Genomic DNA, 16,965 nt, shown 5'->3' on the forward strand with positions numbered 1-16,965 from the left:
AGCAATACTTGTAAGAATTATCAGCCATTACCGACTAATCATAGCCGAATAAACGGGCGATTGCTGTGGGGCGGACAACGCAGAACCAATCGGAGAAACGCCCATGGCTACCCAGTCCACCGCCCCGAAGAACGGCCTCAACGCCCTGCTGACCCCTGAAGAGTCGGTGCTGGTGCTGATCGACCACCAGCCCTTCCAGTTCGCCAATCTGCACAGCCACGAACCCACAATGATCGTGAACAACGTCATCGCGTTGGCCAAGACGGCCAAGCTCTTCGGCGTGCCGACGATCCTGACCACCGTCCTCGAGGACCGCGGCGGCAAGCTGATCAAGGGCCTGCAGGATGTCTTCCCCGATCAGAAGCCGATCGACCGCACCTTCATCAACACCTGGGAGGATGCCCGCGTCGTCGATGCGGTGAAGAAGACGGGACGCAAGAAGCTCATCATCGCGGCGCTCTGGTCCGAGATCTGCCTGGCCATGCCGGCCATCCAGGCGGCGGGCGAAGGCTACGAGGTCTATGCGGTCACCGATGCGTCGGGCGGCGTGAGCGCAGAAGCGCACGACATGGCGGTGCGCCGCATGGTGATGGCGGGCGTCGTTCCGATCACCTGGATGGCGGTCGCCGGCGAGCTGCAGCGCGACTGGGCTCGCGAAGAGACGGCCGGGAAGGGCGGGGAGATCTTCATAGAGCATGGCGGCGGCACCGGCATCGCGCTCGCCTGGGAACTGCAACTGCTGGGGCAGGCGGCCGGCGGCAAGGCGTGAGCCGCCCTCGCGAGCAACCGTAGCCCAGACCTCTCAACTCATCGGAGCGTGTCATGACCAGCAGCAACCCAAGCGAAGCCGCCAAGGCGGTCGTTCGCCGCAATACCGAAGAAGTACAGGGCGGAGGCAATTTCGCGGTGTTCGAGGAATTGTTCGCCGACGATTTCCTCGACCACACGCCGCAGCCGGGTCGCACCCCGGACAAGGCCGGTGCGAGGGAATTGTACAAGGTGCTTCGCACCGCCTTTCCCGATTTCCACGCCGAGATCCATTGGCAGCTCGCCGATGGCGACCGTGTGACGACCTACAAGACCTATCACGGCACGCATCGGGGAGAGCTCTTCGGGATCAAGCCGACGGGCCGAAAAATCCAGTTCGAGACCGTCGACGTCATGCGCGTCCGTGAAGGGAAGATCGCGGAGCACTGGGGCGTCGCCAACCTCTTCTCGCTGATGCAGCAACTCGGAGCTGCACCAGCCGTCTGACACCGATCGTGACATCAAGCGCGCCGGCACGCTGACTGCCGCCGGCGCCGACCCTGAAGGAACATCACATGACCATTGGCATCATCGGCTCGGGCGCCATCGGCACGGCCTTCGCCCGGACGCTGGCACGCGCAGGTATCGAGGCCGGCATCTCGAACAGCCGCGGTCCGGATTCTCTCGTAGATCTGGTCCGCGAGCTCGGACCATCCATCACGGCGGTCAGCCGCGAGGAAGCCGCGCGCGCCGACATCGTCTTCGTTGCCGTGAACTGGACAAAACTTCCGGCCGCGCTGGCGAGACTTCCTGCCTGGAACGGGCGGATCGTCATCGACGCCAACAATGCGATCGAAGCGCCGCTGTTCAAGCCTGTGGACCTTGATGGCCGTGCATCGAGCGAGGTCGTTGCCGATCTCGTTCCGGAAGCCCGCGTCGTGAAGGCTTTCAACCATCTTCGCGCGGAGCTGCTGGCCACCGATCCCCGCTCGGATGGCGGGCGGCGCGTGCTGTTCTACTCCGGCAACGACGCCGCAGCTAAATCCGAGGTTGCTGCCCTGATCGAGCGCCTCGGGTTCGCCGGAATCGACCTCGGTTCGCTCGCGGTCGGCGGCAAGCTCGCGCAGTTCCCCGGCGGTCCTCTGCCGAACCAGAACCTCATCAAGGTCGGGTGAGAGCCAGGACGAGTGCCGTCACCGAGCACGTGGTGCCGATCCGGGCCGGTGCACAACGGAGTCTGTCAGAACGGCATCTTACAATCCTTGCCATAGGCGTCGGGGAGGCCCTCGACAATCTTGCGATCGATCTCGGTGGCGTAGCTGCCGTCATCGCGCTTCGTCACCGCGACGAGGTAATAATCCTGGATCGGGAACTGGTTTGTGCCGATCTCGAAGCGCCCGCGCACGGATTCGAATTTTGTCTTGCGCAGGGCGTCGATCAGCTTCGCCCGGTCGGCGATCTCGCCTCTCGATGCGGTTACCGCAGCGTTCAGCCACATCGCGGCATCGTAGGCGTGCGCTGCATAGTTGGCGGGCGTGTATTTGTACTCGGCCCTGAAGGCCTCGACGAAGGCGCGGCTTGCCGGCACATCCAGCGCAGGTGACCAGTTGGTCACGCCCGAAGTTCCGACCGCCGCTTCCTGCAGCGCGGGTAGGTTGGTCTCGTCGATGGTGTGGGCAGACAGCATCGGCAGCGCGACGCCCGCTTGCCTCCACTGCTTGACGAAGGTGACGCCGAGGCCGCCGGGCATGAAGACGAAGGCGGCATCTGCGCCCGACGACACGACCTTGGCGAGGTCGCTGGAAAAATCTGGCTGCGCCAGCGGCACAAAGATCTCGTCGACGATCTCGCCTTTGTATTCCCGTTTGAAGCCTGCGACGACGTCCTTGCCAGCCTGGTAGTTGGGGGCGACGACCACGATCTTGCGGTAGCCCCTGCTGGTGGCGTGGCGCCCCATCGCCTCAGCGTTCTGGTCGTTCTGATACGCGGCCGAGAAGAGATACGGGCTGCAGTTCCGGCCGGCCAGCGGCGAGGGGCCGGCATTGGTGCCGATGAAGACGGTCTTGCTGTCGACCATGCGCCGGGCCGTCGCCATCAGGATGTTGGAGAAGACAATGCCGACGATGGCGTCGACCTTTTCGCGCTCGATCAGGTATTCCACGCGCTGGATGCCGATCTCGGGCTTCAGTTCGTCATCGACAACCACGACTTCTGCCGGAATGCCGCCGATCTTGCCGCCGAGCTGCTTGATCGCGAGCTGGAAGCCGTCGCGGGTGTGCTGGCCGAGTACGGCGGGCGGGCCGGTCAGGGTGCTGACCAGGCCGATTTTCACTGATTTGACCGGCTCGGCCGAGGCTGGGGCTGATAGTGCTGCGAGCAGCGCAAGCGCCGTCGGAGCAATCCTTGTGGTCCTGTGCATGCTGCTTCCCCTCATTGCTTCGTTCGAAATCAGCCGATGCCGTAGCGTCCGGGCGCGATGACGCCGGCCGGATCGAGCGTGGCCTTGATTGCCGTGCAGCTCTCGCGAAAGGCCGGCATGGCCTGGCCCATATGCAGCGCGTGATAATCGAGCGGCGCGCGGCCGACGAAGATGCCCCGCTCGGCATAGGCACGCGCCAGCGCCTCGTAGCAGGCATTGGCACGGGCGTTCTCGTCGGGGTTCTCGCGATCGAAGGCGATGACGTGCAGCCCGCGCGCAAAGCGGGCGCTGCAGACGTTCATGATCATGTAGTCCATGCCGTGCTCGGCATAGATGCGGCGCGCCATGCGCTGGCAGTCATTGGCGACGCTGCCGACCATCGGCGTGCCCGGCAGGAACCAGAGATTGCCGCCGCCAGGGCGCCATTTCAGCAAGCCGAGCTCGCCGACGCCGGGAACGCCCGAGCAGGCGTCCATGGCTACTCGTAGGGCGTGGAAGGACGATGCCTCCTCATGCGGGATGTAGGTCGCCTTGCCTGACTCGCCGAAGGCGGCGCGCACGCGCTCGATCTGCGGTTCGAGCGCGGCCATGCTGGGGCCGTAGAAGGCGCCCGAGACCGTCCAGGCGCCGAGCCCGTCCTTCTCCCGCAACGCGCGTCGGGCCTCATCGGAGATCGAGGCGCGGCTGCCCGGGCGATAATCCGGGCTCGGATGCTCGGAGCCGCACAGATAGGTGTCGTTGGCGACGCGCAGCAATGTCGGCACGAAGTTCGAGAGCTTGAGCGCGCGGCAGATGTCGACGATCTCGGCAAGATCGTCCTCGTCCGGATAGGTGAAGTGGAAGCTGCGGATCGCCGGTGGACGTGGCAGCAGCCAGATGCCCATGCGGGTGACGATGCCGAAATTCGACTGGGCGAACAGACCGTCGAGGATCGGGCCGAAGCTGTATTTGCTGACATGCCAGTTCGGCAGTTCGGAGCCTTGCAAGGCACCGTCGCCGGTGCGCAGCACCTCGCCATTGCCGAGCACGATCTCCATGCCGCAGGAGAAGCCGAAATGGTCGAAGTAGGGGCCGTAGCCGGCGCCCTTGTCGAGCGCATTGCCGAGCATGCCGCCCTGGGGCGGACCTGAGGTGACGTCGACCATGAGCTTGTCGCCGCGCCGGACGAGCTCGTCATACATCGCCTGATAGCTGACGCCCGGCTCGACCACGGCGAAGGCCAGCGTTTCGTCAATGTCGAGGATGCGGTTCATCCTGCGTCCGAGGTCGACGACGACCTGGCCCGCATGCACCGCGGAGCGGCTGCCGAGGCCGATGTTGTTGCCGGTGCTGACCGGGTAGAGCGCGACGCCATGGCGGTTCGCCGCCTTCACGATCGCCTGCAATTCGGCCGTGCTGCCGGGATAGACCACGCCGAGCGGGCGCCGATCGCCACCCGGCATCGTGTTCTCTCCGTAGCGGCGTAGCGTCTCCTCGCTGCGGTTGATCCATTCGGCCCCGATCGCTGCCGCGACCTCGTTGAAGAATGCTTCCGCCATGCCGGCTCTCCCTTCTGCCATCCGTTCCTGCATTCGTCTCACCAGAAGCCCGCATCGTCGCTCGCCGGTGGGGCGGTCGACACGAGATTGGCCGGCGCCTCCTCCCGCTCCGGGGCGGGCCGGCTCGTTAGCGCCGCACCGGCCACGGCCGGCGGCAGAGGACCGCCCGTCGCCCAGTCCAGAAGCTCGGCGGTGTGCGCCATCGGCGCCGCGACATAGCGCCTGAGCTGCGTGAGGCAGCCGATATTACCGGCCGCCACGACGTCCGGCGCGGTGCTATCGATATGACCCGCCTTTCGCCGGCCCAAGATTTCGGCCGTGGCGGGCTGGAGCAGGTTGTAGGTTCCGGCGGAGCCACAGCAGAAATGCTTCTCCGGCACGTCCGCGACCTCGAACCCGGCGGCGCGCAGCAGGTCCCGCGGCGGCCGCGTTACGCGCTGGCCGTGCTGCATCGAGCAGGCGTCGTGATAGGCGATACGCAGGCGGGGACGCTCGGCCGCCGGCGGCAGCAGCCCGATACCGGCGATGAATTCGGTGACGTCGCGCGCGATGCCGGCAATCTCCTTCGCTTCGGCCGCGCGTTCGGCCCCGGCGAGGAGATGGCCGTAATTCTTGACCGTGGTGCCGCAACCGGAAGCGTTGACGATCACCGCGTCGAGCCCCTCGCCGCGGCGCTCGCGCATCCAGGCCCGGACATTGGCGGCAGCGGCCTTAGCGGCCTGCGCCTCGCGGCCCATATGCAGCGTCAGCGAACCGCAGCAGCCGGCTCCGGCGGCGACGACGACCTCGCAGCCATGCCGGGTCAGCAAGCGGATCGTCGCGGCGTTGATGTTGCCGTCGAGAGCCTGCTGGGCGCAGCCGGCGAGCAGCGCCACGCGCGCGCGCCTTTCGCCCTGCGCGGGGAAGACCTGCGGCGTCAGGATCTCGGCCTGCGTGCGCTCCGGGATCATCGCGAGCAGGGGCCGGAGCTGCTGCGGCAGCATCCGCTGCATCGATCGCCCGAGACGACCGAACCCCAGCGCCGCACGGAACAATCGCGGGCGCGGCAGGACGAAGGCGAGCAGGGCTCGCAGGGCGCGATCGGCGGCGGGCCGGCGATGATGGCGCTCGACATGGATCCGGGCCCGGTCGATCAGATGCGCGTAATCGACCTTCGCCGCGCAGGTCGTCATGCAGGACAGGCAGGAGAGGCAGCTGTCGAGATGCGCGACGGTCTGCGCCTTCGGCGGCGCCGTGCTCTCCAGCATCTCGCGGATCAGGTCGATGCGGCCGCGCGGGGATTCGTTTTCGTCGCGGCTGAGCACATAGGTCGGGCAGGTATTGGTGCAGAAGCCGTAATGCACGCAGGTGCCGAGGATGTCGGCGGCTTCCCGGATCGCTGGATCGCGCAACTGGTCGGCGCTGAAATTCGTCTGCATTCCCGTCTGCCCTCCGACTGGAAAGCTAGGGACCCAGGCCGCGCGAGGTCTCGGCGCTGCGTGCAGAAAAATCCGGCTTTGAGTGCAAACCATTCTTATGAAAAGCTGGCCGCGCCTCGGGATGTTCTGTCGGCTGCGGGGTGGAGAGGGGCATGGGGACCATCGTCTGGCGCACAGAAGGCCTGGAGCCCGATTCCGGTTTCGACTACTGGCGCGAAACCGTGTGCCGCGCTGTGCTCGGCGTTTCGACCGAAGCGCCCGACCCGCAGGAGGCATTCCACGGTTCCCTCGTCGGGCGCAGTTTCGGCGATGTCAGGATCGCGAGCTTCCGCTCCTCGCGGCACGACGTCGTGCGCACCCCGCGCCATGTTGCCCAAGGCGATGACAGCGTTCTGGTCAGCCTGCAGGAATGTGGCGAATGCCGGCTCTCTCAGGGCGACGAGCGGCTGCTGCTCCAGCCCGGCGAGATCGGACTTGTAGACGGCGCGCGGCCATTTCGCTTGTCATTCTCGGAGGAAGTTCGGCGCGTCGTTGCCGTGCTGCCGCGTCGGACGCTTTTGCTCAAGGCGCCCTGGCTTGTGCGCGGCCGCCCGCACCGAATTCCGCTCGCATCCCGGTTCATCTCGCTCGCGCGGCAGCACATCCTGGAACTGGCCCGGCACGGCGAGGTCCTCGACGACATGTCGGCGAGCCTGCTTACCGACAATCTGTGCAATCTAATTGGGCTTTCCAGCGACGCCGCCGGCCACAGCCGAGACAACCTCCATGAGGCGATCCTCGCTTTCTGTCGCGGGCGCCTCGGCGACGAGACGCTCTCGCCAGGCACCGTCGCGGCGCATTTCAACATCTCGCTGCGTACGTTGCATGCGCGCTTCGCCGCAACCGGTCAGAGCTTCGGCCGCTGGCTCTTGGCCACGCGGCTGGAGGAGAGCCGGCGCGCACTGCTCGATCCCCGCCGCACCGGCGAGAGCATCGCCTCCATCGCCTACTCAGTCGGGTTCGGCGACCTGTCGGTATTCAACCGGGCCTTTCGCAATCGGTTCGGTGCCGCCCCGCGCCAGCATCGGGGTAGATGCGACACTTAGGCAATTCAAATCCGAACCACAGATCGCTGGCTTCCTCCGTACGTGGGAGCGGGATCGGCGAATGTCTGCAATCAGGATCCGAGCAGGTGCTCAGTGTACACCACACCGCTGAACCCACCAACGATAGGGCAATGGCGGCCGCCCCTTGGCGATTTACGGGGGGCTCGCCCCCTTGGTTTGAGGAAATGCCATGTCTCGTTTGAACGGGGCGGTAAGAGCAAATGAGGTGCTCCGCTTCGTACCTGCCGGTCAAATTCGACGAAGCGTGGGATCGGTCCGTTCTGCGGCGTCGTGCGGTCGCCGAGATCGATGAATACCTCGTCGACATAGCACCATCCCCAGCCTTCCGGCGGGTCGTAGCCCTCGATGATCGGATGGCCGGTCGCATGAAAATGCCTAGTGGCGTGGCGATTGGGTGAATCGTCGCAGCAGCCGACATGGCCGCAGGTCCGGCCAAGCCGAAGATGCACCCACGGCGATCCGGTCTTCAGGCATTCCTCGCAGCCGAGCGCGCTCGGCGTGACGTCGCGGATGCCCCTGGTGTGCCGGCATTCGTCCATCACGGTCTCCTCGCCGGTTCGGAGGTGGCGGCGTGGTCGCTATTCTCAGCCAGGCAGGCATGCAGCGCCGCCACCACCTGAGCACCTTCGCCGACGGCGGCGGCGACACGCTTGACCGAGCCGCGGCGAACATCGCCGATCGCAAAGACCCCGCTGTGGTTGGTTTCCAACAAGCCACGGTTCGGCGCGAGATCCGGCCCGGTGCGCACGAAGCCCTTGCCGTCGAGCGCGATGTCGCAATTCGCAAGCCAGTCCGTATTGGGGTCGGCACCGATGAACAGGAAGACGTGCCGGATGGGACGCCGGGTTTCGGCATCGGTCGAACGGTTACACCAGCGGACCTGTTCGAGCTTGCCGTCGTTGCCTTCCAGCGCCGTGATCTCGGTTTCGGTCAGCACCTCGATGTTCGGCTGGGCCTTGATGCGCTCGACCAGATAACGTGACATCGTCGCATCGAGACTGTCGCGTCGCGCCAGCAGCGTGACCTTCTTCACCTGCGTGGCCAGGTAGACTGCCGCCTGGCCGGCCGAATTGCCGGCGCCGACCAGCGCCACCTCCTGATCCTGGCACAGCCGCGCCTCGATCGGGGAGGCCCAGTAATGCACCGATGTCCCCTCGAATTCCGCGAGGTTCGCGAGATCAAGGCGACGATAGCGTGCACCGCTGGCGATCACGACCGTGCGCGTCCGCACGGTCTCGCCGTCGCCGACGGCCAGCGCGTAGCGGGCATCGGATCCGTCGTCGGCGGCGGCAAGCAGCTTTACTTCGTCGGGGATTGCCATGTCGACGCCGAACTTCTGCGCCTGATTATAGGCTCTCGCCATCAGCGCCATTCCCGAAATGCCGGTCGGGAAGCCGAGATAGTTCTCGATGCGCGAGGAGGCCCCGGCCTGCCCGCCGAAGGCCCGGCAATCGAGCACGATCGTCGAAAGCCCCTCCGATGCCGCATAGACCGCCGCAGCCAGCCCCGCCGGACCGGCGCCAACGATCGCCACATCATAGATCTTATCGCCGTCGACGGGCCGCAGCAGGCCGACGCAGCGCGCGACCTCGCTATCTCCGGGATTGTGCAACAACTTGCCGCTCGGGCACAGGACGATCGGCAGGTGGTGCGGATCGATCTGGAAGCGCCCGATCAGGGTTTTGGCGCAAGGGTCTGTATCGGAATCGAGCGCGCGGTGCGGGATGCCGTTTCGGGCGAGGAGCCCCTGCAGCCGCAGGACGTCGCCGTTGCCGGAGGGGCCGATGATGATCGGCCCGCTTACGCCGCTTTCCAGGAGGCCGACGCGCCGCAGGATCAGGGCGCGCATCACGCGCTCGCCGAGGTTTGCCTCCTGCACCATCAGGTCCCGGAGCCGCGGCGAGGCGACGATGATCGCCCGCACCGGCTCGATCGCCTCCGCATTGACCAGGGAAGGCCTGCTCGACAGTTGCGCCAGCTCGCCGATGAAATGTCCGGGGCCGTGAGTGGTGATCGCTTCCCTTTGGCCGAGAACGCCGGACTGCGTGATGTCGACCTCACCCGAGAGGATGACGACTAGGCCCGGCGAGATCTCGCCGGCCTGGACGATCAGGTCGCCGGCGGCATAGTCGCGCTCTTCGCCGAAGCGCCGCATGCGCTCGATATCCGTCTCTGCGAGGATCGGAAACATCTGATCGCGGCGTGCGGTCAGGGTCGAGCTGACGATCGGAGCCATCGGTTGATCGTATCCCCGTCAACCAGAGGTTTGAAGTGGTTCGTTGATCGTCGCGCCGCCATCTATCTGGCCGCATGCAAGCACAGGAGGCGAGCCAGCCGGATAAGGTTATTGGTCGTGCCGAAAACCGTCGGGGCGCCGCTCACTCAGCAGCCCTTCCGCGGCGTATTCCTCACAATCTTCGAGTTGGGCTTCGGATATCTCATTCCGGGCGGCAGGATCGGCTGTCGATTTTGCCCGCCGATTTCCCGCACGCCTCAGGGCGGCCTTGCTCGCGGCGCGCCGGCGAAGCTCGGCGGAAGTGGCAACACCTCCGCGCGCCAGATTTCGGGCAGATTGCTGTCCGTTCGATATGTCGTGGTCCGAATACTTGGAAGGTCACTGGCTTGGAGCGCCCACGAAGCTTCACTGTTCTCGTTCCGGCGCTTTGGAGTCGACCGTCGCCTATCCACTTTTGCCGCTCGCGGGAGGAGATCGAGAGTATGTCCTCGGCTTCGCTTGGCAGCACGAGCAAGCTGGGAATTAGCGCAGTCGTGAATGGCTTCGTGGCCGTGCCGGTGATGGCTGCGATGATGTGGGTTGGGTCTCAGTGCGACAATATGGGCCGCTTCGTGACGAACAGGTTCGTGCGCCTCCTGGGCTGGAGTGCAACGCTGGTAATGGCATCGCGGCAGCGTCGATGGCGGTCTTTCACTGACAGTGACGTATCGGAACCGGCCAAGCACAGAGCTCAACGCGAGCGCGCGCTGGATCTCATCCGCCGAGCCTCGCCCTTCATGGCGGGTATCCGATACGTTCGTCTCGCTCAATGGTCGGCTTCGTTAGAGGCTGCTGCCTAGGCAGTTTGCACCGCGCTGACGCCTGGACTATATTAGGGCCGAATTTAGTTCGGGAGGTCGCTTTGCGGTATTCTGCCCAAGTCAAGCCGATCAGTTATCTGAAGGCCAACGCAGCGGAAATCCTCCTCAACCTCGCCGAAAGGCGAGAGCCTCTGGTGATCACGCAGAATGGCGAGGCCAAGGCGGTGCTGCAGGATGTTGCCTCCTTTGAGCAGACGCAAGAGATGCTCGCGCTGTTGAAGCTGCTGGCCCTCGGAAATCAGGACGTCGAGGCAGGCAAGACCAAGCCAGCTCGCGCTGTCGTCGAAAGACTGCGCGGAAAAGCGGCCGATCGCCGGTGAAGGAGGGCCGCTTTGAGGTCGAGCTGACGCAAGGCGCGGAGGACGATCTCGAAGCCATTCACGCCTACCTTGCGCAGCACCGTTCGATGAAAGCGGCCGAGTCTTTGCTCGATGCATTCATCGAGAAGATCTCCACACTGGAGCGTTACCCGGAACGGGGCAGCTTTCCCAAGGAGCTTGAGGCGTTAGGTGTTCGGGAATTCCGGCAGATTCTGCTCGATCCGTATCGCCTAATCTACCGCGTCATTGGCAGTAGAGTCGTCATCTTCGTCATCGCCGATGGCCGCCGCGACATGCAGGCTTTGCTTGAACGCCGGCTACTTGGCCGGTGATCACAGGCCTGCTCCGCAGGTTCTCGACCGCTGTTGCGCTGAGCGCGAACGGACGAACCTTTAAGTGCGCTGACGTCGTCCGCCGAAGCGACGGACGAGTTGGAGCGGGGGCGGTGCAGTATCTCGCCTTTTTTGTTCGGTGGTCAAATCTGCGACCGAGCGAGACTGGATACCCAGTCCGAGACCTTTTCGCTGGCTGAGCGGTTTTGCCAATCCGAAAAACTGTAGGGCCGAGAGGCTGCCGCATCCTTCTCGAACAGGGCCATTTGGGTGCTGGCAAATTTCTGATCGAACAGATTGATGTTGGCTTCGTCGTTAAGTCGTAAGGCGCGGTCGTCGATGTTCGTCGAGCCCACCGAGGTCCAGATATCGTCTACGATCACCAGCTTGCAGTGGAAGAACGTGGGCTGATACTCGCTGATCTTCACGCCTGCCTGAAGCAGCTCCCCCCACAGATGCCGGGACGCCTTTCTGACAATGCGCGCGTCGGTCTGGGGGCCGGGGACAATGATCTGAATGTCGACGCCACGCTTGCGAGCCTCAAGAAGTTGCTGGCGCGTCAGTTCGTCGGGAACGAAGTAGGGTGTAGCGATGCGGATGTTTTTCTGCGCGGCGGCGAGCGCGGTCATCAGCATCAGATGCATGACATTGCGCTGGAGGTTCGAACTGATCACGACCTGAGTGGCGCGATCACCCGCCGGCCCAATCTCGGGGAAGAAACGATCGCCGAGCAGCAGTTCGCCGGTCGCCTCGATCCAGTGCTCCGCGAACGCCGCCTGGAACTCCGCTGCAGCCGGCCCTTCCACGCGGTAGTGATTGTCACGCCATTCGTTTGGCGAGCGCGCATCGCCCTTCCACTCATCGGCGATGCCGACACCACCGGTGAAGCCCACGCGCCCATCGACGATTAGCAGTTTCCGATGGGTTCGGTTGTTCACCCGATCGATCGTGTACCAGGCGACCGGACGGAACCGCACGACCTCGACGCCCGCATCCTGCATCCGCTTGATCAGCCGCTCGTCCATCGGGAGGCTGCCCGCCCAGTCGAGCAGCACCTTCACGCTCAGCCCCTCTTGGGACTTGATCGAGAGCGCATTGGCGAACTCCTCGGCGATGGCGCCGCGCCAATAGATGTAGGTCTCGAAACTGATCGTCTGCCGCGCCTCGCGGATGGCGCGCAGCATCGAAGGGAAAATCTGTACGCCGTTTACGAGCGTCTCCACTCGGTTTCCGGGCACATAGTTCGACCCGAAAAGCGCGCCCATGGACGTCTTGAGCTGGCGATCCGACGAGGCCAGATTATGCGGAAGCGGTTGCCTTAGCTCCTGCGGCTCCGGCAGCAGGTTGCCTACCAGGAGGCAGCCTGCGACGCCAAGGGCGGCCGAGATTAATCCGATCATGAAGGGATGTCGTTGGAGGTTCATTGCCAACTTAGAAATAGGGGCTTGCGGCTGTGGAGAGGATCCGGCGCGAGTATCTTCGGTCTCCGATCATGCCGAGTCCCCTTTCTCCGCAAATTTCAGACAGACCCGGCAGATGCTGCGAAAACAAGTTTCCACTTCGTCAGCAAGCAAGGGGCCCTGGATATCCGCCAGGGAACTGGAGACTTCCGACAGCTGCCCAAAGACGAGGATCGCCATCGGCACGCGGCGACGAAGGCGCCTCAGGGCATACTTCACGTGAGCAGCATTGTGCGGGCCGATATAGCAAAGACAGATCAGAGCCGGGCCTCGCTCGGCAAGGCGCTCCATTCCGGTGGTCGACAGCGTGGTCGGCGGTAACGCATCCGCCGCCAATCCATGCTTTTCCAAGATCTGGCTCAGCATCAGCGCGGCCGCCTCATCGAGCTGCGATCGCGCGCCTATGCAGACCACGCGATCTCGGCCCCGAAACCTCTCGCTCAGCTCAGCCTCGGCGAGCACCGGCAGATCGGAGGTGCCTTCACTTTCGTTGGTCTGTTCAACGGCAGCCTCGGACTCGGGATCCGTCGTTGCTGCGCCGAGCGAGGGGCGGCCGTCGTCACGGTCGGACAAATCCTCGACGACCTCGCGGATCGTCGCGAGGATTTGGTTTCGCCGAGGTGCATCGAGAACACCGCGCGCCTCATCCGCTGCGGCGAGCCGCAAACCTTCGAGCGCGACCTCGTCGTAATAGGCGGATAGGGAGCGTTCCTTCAGTACTTCCTCGGCCTTGTCGGCTGCCTCCGCGGGATCTCCCGCGAGAATCCGCTGATAGAATATTTCCGGAGCCGAAAGTGGAGGTCGATCCCCCAGCATGACGTCCAGAAATTCGAGTCTTTCGACGTGCCGACCGAGAACTACGAGGCACACAGTCAACGGTGTCGCCAAGACCAGCCCGATGGGGCCCCATAGCCAGGTCCAGAATGTTGCGGCGACCACAATGGCGACAGGCGATAGCCCGGTAGAGCGGCCATAGGCCAACGGCTCGATCACATGCCCGGCAAGCGGTTCTGCGATCACGAACAAACCGGCTGTCAATGCGAGCATCATCCAACCGGGATCGACCGATGCGGCGATCACCATCGGAAAGACGGCTGACAGCAAGGCTCCGAGATAGGGTATGAACCGCAGGATTGCGGCCAGGATGCCCCAAAGCAGCGCGCTGGGAACGCCAATGGCCCAGAGACCGCAACCAATCACCACTCCGAAGCCGGCGTTGACGATGAGCTGCGTGAGGAATAGGCGGCTGAGACGTCTGGCCGCATCATCGAACGCAGCCGTTGTCTTCTGCAGGTCGTAAGTGCCGGTCAATCGGATGAACCGGTTTCGAAGATCTTCGCGCTTTAGCAGGATGAAAACCACGAAGATCAGCACGATACCCGTCGTAGTCAGAGGATGGATCAGCGGCGACAGAAACGCCTGCAGCGTTTCGATCGCGCCAGGTTCCGGTTGATGGACTTCAACCGGTATCGGGCGTCCCTCTCGCGCAACGCCGGGCGTTTCACTCGGAGCATGAGGCTCTGCCTTGGGGCGGTCGAGTTCTTTGCCCAGGTCTTGCAGGATATCCGCAGCGCGGCTCAAAACCCCGCTCCCGGCCTCCGAACCCTTCAACGCGGCAATCTTGGCCCGCATGGTGCTCTGATAGGTTGGCAGCTCACTTGCCAATTGTGTCGCCTGTCCAACCATAGCCATCGCCAAGGCAGCCAACGTCGCGAATGCAATCAGGACAACCGTAAAAACCGCCAGTGCTCGCGGCACACGTACCTTCTGCAGTCCTTTGACCAGCGGCGCCAACACGAAGCTGAGCAGGATTGCGAGTGCCCCGGGGACGAAAACCTCACGCCCGAAATATAGCGCGGCGACAATGAAAGCTCCGAGCGCCGCATTCGCGACGCCGTCGATAGGTGATCTTACCGCTGGACTCGCGACAGTGGATGAAGCCTCGATCGCGGGCATCTTTCGGTTTCCTTCAATCTTGACGCCGGCGTTAATCCGTCGACGGAAGATCGGCCGTCGTCGGAAGTCATTTCTTTGACGGCTGCGGGCGGGTGGAATCGCCGGACGGAACCGACCAGGTCGCCGTCCAGGTCTCGCTCAGGATTCGATTTCGCGCTCTAAGAAACATGCGAAGCTCGGCCGACTGACCGTCGGGGAGCGTCGCATCGACGATGGCGCGCACGCCTTTCAAGGGGGAATTGAACGCGAGGATTTTGGACGAGATCGTGCCGCTTGTTGTGGTCGCGACCAGCTCCAGGCGATCGAGCTCGCTTTGGTAATAGGCGAGATCGCCACCGGCGAAATCGACGATGAAGCGCTTCGTGCCGTTCCCATCGACGACGCCGTCTTCGATGTCCGAGCCGTTGAAGGTCTGTTGCACCTGCGCGTAGGGATGCAGGTGCCAGGTCGTCGAGATCGCCGAGATTCGGTAGCGGAACTCTGCCGCTTTTCCGGCGGGCAACGGCGCGTTCGGGGTCCAGCATGCGACGATGTTGTCGAACGCCTCGTTCACCGTCGGGATTTCGATCAGGTCGATCCGGCCCTCTCCCCAGTCGCCCTGAGGCTGAACCCAGTAGCCAGGCCTGGCATCGTAGCGTGCTTCGAGATCCTGATAGCTGCCGAAGTTACGGTCGCGTTGCATCAAACCGAAGCCGCGCGGGTTCTTGTCGCTGAAGCTCGATATGCGCAGCGCCTTAGGATTTCGAATGGGTCGCCAGATCCATTCTCCGCTGCCGGACTGCATCATCAGCCCGTCCGAATCATGGATTTCCGGGCGGAAATCGGTCCGCTGACCGAGATCGCCTTCACCGGCCTGAAACATTGACGTCAGCGGTGCGATGCCGATCCGCTCGATCTCCTTGCGCGGGAGGATCGTCGCGGTGACGTCCACATAGGTGTCGCGGCCCGGGCTGACGACGTAGCGATAGGCTCCGGCGACCGATGGAGAGTCGAGCAGGGCGTAGATGACGAGCTCGGTCGTGTCGCGCGACGGCTCCTCCACCCAGAGCGCCCGCATGAACGGGAACTCCTCGGGCTGCTTGCCGCCAACATCCAACGCCAGCGAACGCGCCGAAAGCCCGTAGCGATGTCCTCGCCCGATCAACCGGAAATAGCTCGCGCCCAGGAACGAAATGACCTCGTCCTGCACCTTCGGGCTGTTCAGGTTGGTCGTTACGGCGAAACCCGCGAAGCCCAGCGCCGGCGAGAGGCCTTTCGGGACGGGGACCTTGCCGTATTCGAAGAGGCCGGTCGTGAAAGGGATCGGGATCGCGTTGCCGTGGTTGATGATGTGAACTTGGACTGGCTTGTCGTGCAGAAAGCCGAGATGGAAGGGCAGCAGGCGGAAATCCGACCCGCCGTCGCGCCAAACAGCCTTGTCGCGGCGAAATCGGATCTCGCGATAGCCGTCATAGGTCAGCTTCGACAGTTCGGCTGGAATTTTGGCGCTTTCGGCATCGAAAGGCTGCTTTGCCAAGGCCGTCGCCCGCTCGATGACATCCTCATAGTCGAAGCTCTTCGCTGGGCCTGCGGGCGCCTGAGCCTGGGCGCGGCTCGCAAGCACGCAGGTGCTGGAGAGCAGAGCGAGAATCGCACGGCGAGACGGTTCGTACAATGCTGCCCCCAAGCCGAAGAACCGCTGCCGATCTGGCTTCGGTCGAGCAGATTTAGAACGCCGGTAAAGTGTCGGGGTTCCCGCATCATCGGTAGCGGCACCATCAACTGGATTTCACGTCGTCGTGCCGGCCAACAAAGTCATAGCAAGCTTCCAGCAGGTGGTCTGATCAGTCGGCAATCGGAGCCTCAAGGGGCCACGAAGCGAAAAATCGAGCACGTCCCTATCACCCAAAAATCCTATGAGGACTCATGCGCGCGCGACACACTGTTAATCGAGGGCCTTCACTGCGTTGCGGCGAAATGGGACGATATTCGAAGAATTGGCGGCGCTTCGTGCCGCATCTAGATTGTCAAATGCGTTCCGAATGGAATCTCTCAGACGTAGATCTTCTTCCTTTTCGCCGATTGCGCAAAGGAATGCACTTTTCAAGAAAACCATACATTGGTCATAGCTCGAAGTGAGATTTTCGCGACTTAGGTCTGACCTCATGGTGGCCCCACGCAACTAAAAGTGGTTCAAGACGGGCCGGCGTAGTCGTAGGAGGGAATAGAAGCATAAAATAAAGGCCGATGGCCCGTCAAAAGACATGACCTACGTCAAATCGGATGTCTATTTTTCGACGGTTTTAATGGGGTTGCCAGTGTTCGGGCCCGCAAAGTAAACGCCAAACTCATGGCGCCAACGGTGGTAGTTAACCTCTGTCACGCCGATTGACGAGGGTCGCGTCTGCGACGGACTGGACCTGAGAGACCAGTACATAGACTTGTCGCAGCTTCGCGACTATCTCTTCGGGGTTAGCCTGAAGTGGATCCAGAAGGGTGGCGGCTACTACAGCCAATGCAATGCTCGTCTGAAGGGAGCTTGAGCCGCTTTCCCGGCAGTTGCCTTTGAGGTTTGGCCGGGGTATCGGAGCATG

General features: G+C 63.4%; 13 protein-coding genes and 2 pseudogenes. 6 read left to right on the forward strand and 9 right to left on the reverse strand.

The window, feature by feature from the left end; translation table 11 throughout:
* The first annotated feature begins 103 nt into the window (after nucleotides 1–103).
* From AC1DNE_RS25670 to AC1DNE_RS25680, 3 genes are read left to right on the forward strand one after another with little or no spacing between them, the layout of a single operon-like run.
* Complete coding sequence (locus AC1DNE_RS25670; RefSeq protein WP_441473568.1) at nucleotides 104–769, forward strand: hydrolase; 666 nt, start codon at nucleotides 104–106, stop codon at nucleotides 767–769.
* A 53-nt stretch (nucleotides 770–822) separates the two neighbouring features.
* Nucleotides 823–1,254: an ester cyclase gene (locus AC1DNE_RS25675; protein WP_441473567.1), complete on the forward strand. Its 432-nt coding sequence runs from the start codon at nucleotides 823–825 to the stop codon at nucleotides 1,252–1,254.
* A 53-nt stretch (nucleotides 1,255–1,307) separates the two neighbouring features.
* Nucleotides 1,308–1,922 (forward strand): NADPH-dependent F420 reductase, encoded by a 615-nt coding sequence (locus AC1DNE_RS25680; protein WP_441473606.1) that lies wholly within the window; start codon nucleotides 1,308–1,310, stop codon nucleotides 1,920–1,922.
* 65 nt (nucleotides 1,923–1,987) lie between these two features.
* Here the strand turns inward: AC1DNE_RS25680 and AC1DNE_RS25685 are convergent, their stop codons facing one another.
* The 3 genes from AC1DNE_RS25685 to glcF are packed head-to-tail and all read right to left on the reverse strand — an operon-like array spanning nucleotide 1,988 to nucleotide 6,122.
* Nucleotides 1,988–3,166, reverse strand: coding sequence for an ABC transporter substrate-binding protein (locus AC1DNE_RS25685; RefSeq protein WP_441473566.1), 1,179 nt, complete (start codon nucleotides 3,164–3,166; stop codon nucleotides 1,988–1,990).
* A 29-nt stretch (nucleotides 3,167–3,195) separates the two neighbouring features.
* Complete coding sequence (locus AC1DNE_RS25690) at nucleotides 3,196–4,704, reverse strand: FAD-binding oxidoreductase (RefSeq protein ID WP_441473565.1); 1,509 nt, start codon at nucleotides 4,702–4,704, stop codon at nucleotides 3,196–3,198.
* Between the two features lie 38 nt (nucleotides 4,705–4,742).
* Nucleotides 4,743–6,122 carry a glycolate oxidase subunit GlcF gene (gene glcF, locus AC1DNE_RS25695; RefSeq protein WP_441473564.1) on the reverse strand — a complete coding sequence of 460 codons (1,380 nt, stop codon included), beginning with the start codon at nucleotides 6,120–6,122 and terminating at the stop codon, nucleotides 4,743–4,745.
* 152 nt (nucleotides 6,123–6,274) lie between these two features.
* Between glcF and AC1DNE_RS25700 the strand changes: the two genes are divergently transcribed.
* Complete coding sequence (locus AC1DNE_RS25700; protein ID WP_441473563.1) at nucleotides 6,275–7,207, forward strand: helix-turn-helix domain-containing protein; 933 nt, start codon at nucleotides 6,275–6,277, stop codon at nucleotides 7,205–7,207.
* 260 nt (nucleotides 7,208–7,467) lie between these two features.
* Here the strand turns inward: AC1DNE_RS25700 and AC1DNE_RS25705 are convergent.
* Nucleotides 7,468–7,767, reverse strand: a pseudogene (locus tag AC1DNE_RS25705) (UBP-type zinc finger domain-containing protein); the annotation flags it as partial.
* Nucleotides 7,767–9,464: an FAD-dependent oxidoreductase gene (locus AC1DNE_RS25710; RefSeq protein WP_441473562.1), complete on the reverse strand. Its 1,698-nt coding sequence runs from the start codon at nucleotides 9,462–9,464 to the stop codon at nucleotides 7,767–7,769. The pseudogene AC1DNE_RS25705 and the gene AC1DNE_RS25710, both read right to left, overlap by 1 nt.
* A gap of 901 nt (nucleotides 9,465–10,365) precedes the next feature.
* Between AC1DNE_RS25710 and AC1DNE_RS25715 the strand changes: the two genes are divergently transcribed.
* The gene (locus AC1DNE_RS25715; protein ID WP_441473605.1) at nucleotides 10,366–10,644 is read left to right on the forward strand and encodes a type II toxin-antitoxin system Phd/YefM family antitoxin; all 279 of its coding nucleotides are present in this window, start codon (nucleotides 10,366–10,368) and stop codon (nucleotides 10,642–10,644) included.
* Nucleotides 10,641–10,976: a type II toxin-antitoxin system RelE/ParE family toxin gene (locus AC1DNE_RS25720; RefSeq protein WP_441473561.1), complete on the forward strand. Its 336-nt coding sequence runs from the start codon at nucleotides 10,641–10,643 to the stop codon at nucleotides 10,974–10,976. The genes AC1DNE_RS25715 and AC1DNE_RS25720 overlap by 4 nt, the downstream gene beginning before the upstream one ends.
* Nucleotides 10,977–11,119: 143 nt before the next feature.
* Here the strand turns inward: AC1DNE_RS25720 and AC1DNE_RS25725 are convergent, their stop codons facing one another.
* The 4 genes and pseudogenes from AC1DNE_RS25725 to AC1DNE_RS25740 form a co-directional block, all read right to left on the reverse strand.
* Nucleotides 11,120–12,376, reverse strand: coding sequence for a phospholipase D-like domain-containing protein (locus tag AC1DNE_RS25725; protein WP_441473560.1), 1,257 nt, complete (start codon nucleotides 12,374–12,376; stop codon nucleotides 11,120–11,122).
* A gap of 90 nt (nucleotides 12,377–12,466) precedes the next feature.
* Nucleotides 12,467–14,392 carry an AI-2E family transporter gene (locus AC1DNE_RS25730; protein WP_476766491.1) on the reverse strand — a complete coding sequence of 642 codons (1,926 nt, stop codon included), beginning with the start codon at nucleotides 14,390–14,392 and terminating at the stop codon, nucleotides 12,467–12,469.
* 67 nt (nucleotides 14,393–14,459) lie between these two features.
* The gene (locus AC1DNE_RS25735) at nucleotides 14,460–15,995 is read right to left on the reverse strand and encodes an OpgD/OpgG family glucan biosynthesis protein (RefSeq protein ID WP_476766499.1); all 1,536 of its coding nucleotides are present in this window, start codon (nucleotides 15,993–15,995) and stop codon (nucleotides 14,460–14,462) included.
* A gap of 717 nt (nucleotides 15,996–16,712) precedes the next feature.
* Nucleotides 16,713–16,863: pseudogene (locus tag AC1DNE_RS25740) on the reverse strand (IS3 family transposase); the annotation flags it as partial.
* Nucleotides 16,864–16,965: the final 102 nt, after the last annotated feature.

The sequence above is a fragment of the Allobosea sp. 05L423 genome, from assembly GCF_056397745.1.